Here is a 5,160-nt window from a genome sequence, read left to right as displayed (position 1 = left end):
GTCGCTCTGGTTGCCTGCATGCGCAAACTGTTGACCATCCTGAATGCGATGCTCAGAAAGAACGAAGAATGGGATGAATCCTACCATCAGGTTACTACGTAATTTTGTTGGTCAAGACAGTTGCTTAATTGCTTTGTCAATACTCGCTTCGACACGCTCTGAAAGCGCTTCAATATTATTTTTATTTTCAGTTTCTAATTCAGCAATGGCTAATGTCAAATGTCCACGTAAATAACCGCTAGCAAAAAGTTCATCTTGACTAGCATCATCAACATTATTATCAATTTGCGTTAAAATACGTGTTTCTAATTCCGCAAGCATGGTTTCGTTCCTTTATACTAACTAAATTTTTTACAGCTCTTCGCGGCAAATAAAATTTTGCTTCACCAAGGGAGGCATATTATAAAACAACTGTAGAGCTTGAATAAATCTCTCAGCTCTGGCTGGAATGCCATTTGTAAGGTAGTTCAGCACCTGCCGATAGACTTTGCGCTGAAAAGCATGCCGGTTTGGCTCAAAATTAGCAGCCAAATTATCGCAACTAACATTAAAGGGAAAGTCTGACGCCACACAAAACATCCATTCAAGTGCTTGCGGTTTAACTTCAACATTCTCAAAAGCGCTTTGTGTTTGCTCATTTCGCCCATCTGGATAATACCAATAACCAAAATCTATTTGTTGACGTCTAGTTTCTCCGGCAATACACCAGTGGGAAATTTCGTGTAAAGCACTAGCATAAAAGCCGCGAGCAAAAATAATCCGATGATACGGTATCTTATCATCTGCAGGTAGATAGATAGGTTCATCATCTCCTTTAATTAAACGTGTGCAATACTCTTTCTCAAAACAAATACTAAAAATGTTAATTAGATGACTATAATTATGTTCTTTCATTGATATTTATATCGTACGATTAAACGCTAATTCACCACATTGAGCCCGATGACGTAAAAAATGATCAATAAGCACGATTGCCATCATCGCTTCCGCTATCGGTACCGCTCGGATACCAACACAGGGATCATGACGTCCTTTTGTAACCACTTCGACCTCATCACCTTGCTGATTAATCGTTCTACCCGGTATGCTAATACTCGAAGTTGGCTTTAAGGCTAAATGGGCAATAATTGGTTGACTACTACTTATGCCACCTAAGATGCCACCAGCATGATTACTGACAAATCCATCACGGGTTATTTCATCCCGATTTTCACTCCCTTTTAATGTAACCACCTTAAAACCAGCACCAATTTCAACCCCCTTAACTGCATTAATACTCATCATTGCATGGGCAATATCCGCATCCAATCGATCAAAAACAGGTTCACCTAATCCAGCCGGAACATGTTCAGCAATGACGGTTACTTTAGCGCCAATAGAATTACCTTCTTTTTTCAATGAACGCAATAAAGCGTCCATTGCCTCCAATTTTGTTGCATCAGGACAAAAGAAAGGATTCTGTTCAACCAAATCCCAATCCTTTAGTTCACAACAAATATCTCCCATTTGACTTAAGTAAGCCCGAACGGTTATACCAAGTTTTTGTTGCAAATATTTTTTTGCGATCGCGCCGGCAGCAACACGCATCGCCGTTTCACGCGCTGAAGATCGCCCACCACCACGATAGTCACGTAAACCATATTTTTGTTGATAGGTATAATCTGCATGCCCAGGACGAAAAATATCTTTGATCTCAGTATAATCCTGCGACCGTTGATCCTGATTTTCAATCAACAAACCAATGGGTGTTCCTGTCGTTATACCATTAAAAACGCCGGATAAAATTTTAACCTGATCAAGCTCACGTCGTTGAGTTGTATAACGAGAAGTGCCAGGCCGACGACGATCTAAGTCGGTTTGCAGATCTTTTTCTGATAATGCCATACCAGGCGGAACGCCATCAACAATGCAGCCTAACGCCAGACCATGTGATTCACCAAAAGTAGTAACACGAAAAAGCTGTCCAATCGAATTTCCTGCCATCCCTTTGTTTCCTCTTTTTCTCATTCATTACAATAATTAATGAATAAATTATTTTATTGTATGAAAAAATGTAATTACCCGTTAATCGATAAATAATTTAAATTTCTCTTGATTTTCAATAAGCTGTTTCTGCGTTAGCATGAATACACCATCGCCCCCCTGCTCGAACTTCAACCAAGTAAAAGGAATATCCGGATATTGCTCAATAAGGTGTAACATACTATTACCAACTTCACAAATAAGCACCCCATTGTCCGTCAGGAAACGTGAAGCATTAGCTAGAATTCTTCTGACAAGTTTTAAACCATCAGAGCCCGCTGCAAGGGCTAATTTAGGCTCTACCAAATATTCAGCTGGTAAATCAGACATATCTTCAGCATCCACATAAGGTGGATTAGTAACCATTAAATCATATTTAATCATAGGCATATTCAAAAACAAGTCTGAACGAATAGGTACTATCCGTTCAGAGAACCCATGAGTGGCAATATTTTGTTCAGCTACCGCCAATGCATCAGCAGAAATATCAACTGCATCAATTTGCGCTTGCAGAAATTGATAGGCACAGGCAATAGCAATACATCCACTACCCGTGCACATATCTAAAATAGTTACAGGTTCATAATCAATGATCCCGGCAAAATGCTTATTAATCAGTTCTCCTATAGGAGAACGTGGGATCAAAACGCGTTCATCAACATAAAATTCATGTCCGCAAAACCAGGCTTTATTAGTTAAATAGGCAACAGGGATATGTTCATTAACACGGCGTAACACCCGTTCAATGATACGATGACGTTCACTTAAAGTCAGACGAGAAACCCATAACTGTTGAGGGATATCTAAGGGCAAAAAAAGTGATGGCAAAACAAGTTGTAAAGCTTCATCCCAACAATTATCTGTTCCATGACCGTAATAAATATTTGCTACATTAAACCGACTAATTACCCAACGCAACATATCTTGGATGGTATGTAGTTCCGCAACCGCTTCATCAACAAAAATCTTGTCCAAAACGCCTCCTAGCCAATACAAAGTTCATATATTTAATCCCGATAGTCTGCCACGAACGACTTAACAAATCAGCTTATTGTTAAGGAATTTTATAGCAATCTCATTAATTGACATTAGAATACTAACAATAGCTTATAAAGCTTGCTGCTTATAAGGAAGGTAATAGCAAGAAAATTAAGATAAACTTAACAGAATAATTGACTAACTGATTGATAGAATCACAATGAAAAATAAGTTCAAATTGAGTACTGAGGAAATTAAACTATTTAAAGAGGCGACTGCTGCGACTAAACCTTTATTACATGACATTGTTAGTCATCCACCAATACGACATCATCGAATAAAATCACAACTTTTGACAAAACGTTTGCTCCAAGAACAACTCGATGCTAGTTATTACTTTTCAGATGAATATCAACCGGTGCTAGAAGCGGATGGACCGATTCGATATTTACGACCCGATATTAATCCTTATGAATTAAAAAAATTACGTCGGAATGATTATATTCCCGAACTATTTCTCGATTTACATGGCTTATCCCAACGACAAGCTAAACAAGAAATTGGAGCTCTAATCGCTGCTTGCTATAGAGATAATATCCATTGTGTCTGTATTATGCATGGCCACGGAAAACACATTTTAAAACAACAGATTCCCCTTTGGCTTGCTCAACACCCTAATATCACTGCTTTCCATCAAGCCCCCAAAGCTTGGGGTGGTAGCGCCTCGTTGCTTATCTTGGTCGAAACTGATGAAACTCAGCGCAGATAACACGTAAAATAAAACTAGAAATGTGCCGCTAGTTTATTAACATTATGCAATATTTGAGAAGGTCCCCGTTGCCATCTATATTCACCGTGCCGCATTTGCGTATTTATCTCTACATAAGCAATCGCAGAAGTTGCAAACATAGGAGGAATTTCTTGTGGGCATAAGGCTGATACCAAATAACCTACTAATGGCAAATGAGAAATAATCAATGCAGTTCTTACACCTCCATCAGCAAGTAATTGCAAATAATTAGCAATAGATTGCGGATCACCATCAGGAATAAGTTCTGCTAATACTTCTTGTTCGCCTGAATAGGGCAATAATGGCTGCATAGCCTGATAAGTTTGTACTGCTCTTACATATGGACTGGTAAACACTCGGTCGAACACTGGATTCTGTTGTGCTAGCCAATTGGCCATTAATTTAGATTCTTCAATTCCTTTAAGAGTAAGTTCTCTTGCTTCATCATTTATTGTATTCATCGTTGCGTCACCATGACGCATAATAAAAACTTGCATAATCCACCATTTGAGTAAAATATTTTCACCTAACCCCCTACATAGGAGCCCTCTCATTACTCGCTAATGTTGTTGTCGGAAAATATGCAGGGCAAGGCAATCCGAGATTCTGCACTAAAATTACAAAAAAAGGAACCGCTTTATTTTCATAAAAAACGAAAAAAAGTTTATTTTATATCAAGTTAAATAGAAATTACGCCTAATGCCATGATATTAGTAAGGTTTAAGATACTACTAAAATAATTAACTATTGATGGAATTTTTTGTTTGATTTAGCCATTTGCATTAGCCTTTCGCAAGGAACAAAATTGTTACCATATTTCTGTGCTAGTCGATACATTATGTCAACAATATTTGATATACCTTGTTGATCCATATATCTAAATGGTCCACCAGTAAAAGGAGGAAAACCAATTCCAAACACTGCACCAATCTCACCATCATTTACATGTCGAATAACACCTTCGTCAAGACAACTAGTAGCTTCGTTCAGCATCAGCATAATACAGCGCTGAACAATTTCCTGCTCAGATAAAATTGCTTTGGGTTGAATATTAAGTAACTCATAAATGGTTGTGTCGACTTGACGCTGTTTTTTACTCCACGACCAACTAATCTTATTTTTCTTATAAAGATAAAAGCCTCGGCCATTTTTACGCCCCCTTTCTATCATCTTCCAATAAACTAGTTGCTGAATAGAGACTTGCATTTTTTGTCACGCTATTGAGAATAAAAAGAGGTTTAACTTAGAGAATAAAGGTTTGAAATGATCAACAAAGAGCGGCTGTTACGAGATAATCGTTTATGTAAAGCAATCATTGGATTATCAGTCGAAGAATTGAAAAATTTAGCCGCTGAATTTTCAGCTTGTTA

At 38.0% G+C, this 5,160-nt stretch carries 7 protein-coding genes and 1 pseudogene; 2 read left to right on the top strand and 6 right to left on the bottom strand.

Annotation, left to right across the window (positions count from 1 at the left end; genetic code table 11):
* Positions 1 to 102, top strand: a pseudogene (locus CBG25_RS15300) (IS110 family transposase); the annotation flags it as partial.
* 9 nt (positions 103 to 111) lie between these two features.
* Here CBG25_RS15300 and CBG25_RS15295 read toward each other — a convergent pair.
* From CBG25_RS15295 to prmB, 4 genes are all read right to left on the bottom strand, one after another.
* Positions 112 to 321 (bottom strand): YfcL family protein, encoded by a 210-nt coding sequence (locus CBG25_RS15295; RefSeq protein WP_290607722.1) that lies wholly within the window; start codon positions 319 to 321, stop codon positions 112 to 114.
* Positions 322 to 351: 30 nt separating this feature from the next.
* Positions 352 to 894: an elongation factor P hydroxylase gene (locus CBG25_RS15290; RefSeq protein ID WP_290607720.1), complete on the bottom strand. Its 543-nt coding sequence runs from the start codon at positions 892 to 894 to the stop codon at positions 352 to 354.
* Between the two features lie 6 nt (positions 895 to 900).
* On the bottom strand, positions 901 to 1,983 hold the full coding sequence (gene aroC / locus CBG25_RS15285; RefSeq protein ID WP_290607718.1) for a chorismate synthase: 1,083 nt from the start codon (positions 1,981 to 1,983) through the stop codon (positions 901 to 903).
* Positions 1,984 to 2,064: 81 nt separating this feature from the next.
* The gene (prmB, locus tag CBG25_RS15280) at positions 2,065 to 2,997 is read right to left on the bottom strand and encodes a 50S ribosomal protein L3 N(5)-glutamine methyltransferase (protein ID WP_290607716.1); all 933 of its coding nucleotides are present in this window, start codon (positions 2,995 to 2,997) and stop codon (positions 2,065 to 2,067) included.
* A gap of 223 nt (positions 2,998 to 3,220) precedes the next feature.
* On the opposite strand from prmB, the gene smrB reads away from it, so the two are divergent.
* Positions 3,221 to 3,769 (top strand): endonuclease SmrB, encoded by a 549-nt coding sequence (smrB, locus tag CBG25_RS15275; RefSeq protein WP_290607714.1) that lies wholly within the window; start codon positions 3,221 to 3,223, stop codon positions 3,767 to 3,769.
* 14 nt (positions 3,770 to 3,783) lie between these two features.
* Here the strand turns inward: smrB and sixA are convergent, their stop codons facing one another.
* Positions 3,784 to 4,287, bottom strand: a complete 504-nt coding sequence (sixA, locus tag CBG25_RS15270; protein ID WP_290607712.1) for a phosphohistidine phosphatase SixA — start codon at positions 4,285 to 4,287, stop codon at positions 3,784 to 3,786.
* 247 nt (positions 4,288 to 4,534) lie between these two features.
* On the bottom strand, positions 4,535 to 4,996 hold the full coding sequence (locus CBG25_RS15265) for a 3-hydroxyacyl-CoA dehydrogenase family protein (RefSeq protein WP_290607710.1): 462 nt from the start codon (positions 4,994 to 4,996) through the stop codon (positions 4,535 to 4,537).
* Positions 4,997 to 5,160: the final 164 nt, after the last annotated feature.

Source organism: Arsenophonus sp. ENCA, from assembly GCF_002287155.1.
Taxonomy (GTDB): domain Bacteria; phylum Pseudomonadota; class Gammaproteobacteria; order Enterobacterales; family Enterobacteriaceae; genus Arsenophonus; species Arsenophonus nilaparvatae.
The sequence above is the reverse complement of the archived record's forward strand: the minus strand, read 5'-3'. Positions and strand labels throughout refer to the sequence as shown.

Coding starts and splice junctions, on each gene's coding strand:
- CBG25_RS15295 (WP_290607722.1), bottom strand. CDS start 321: ATGCTTGCGGAATTAGAAACACGTATTTTAACGCAAATTGATAATAAT.
- CBG25_RS15290 (WP_290607720.1), bottom strand. CDS start 894: ATGAAAGAACATAATTATAGTCATCTAATTAACATTTTTAGTATTTGT.
- aroC (WP_290607718.1), bottom strand. CDS start 1,983: ATGGCAGGAAATTCGATTGGACAGCTTTTTCGTGTTACTACTTTTGGT.
- smrB (WP_290607714.1), top strand. CDS start 3,221: ATGAAAAATAAGTTCAAATTGAGTACTGAGGAAATTAAACTATTTAAA.
- sixA (WP_290607712.1), bottom strand. CDS start 4,287: ATGCAAGTTTTTATTATGCGTCATGGTGACGCAACGATGAATACAATA.
- CBG25_RS15265 (WP_290607710.1), bottom strand. CDS start 4,996: ATGCAAGTCTCTATTCAGCAACTAGTTTATTGGAAGATGATAGAAAGG.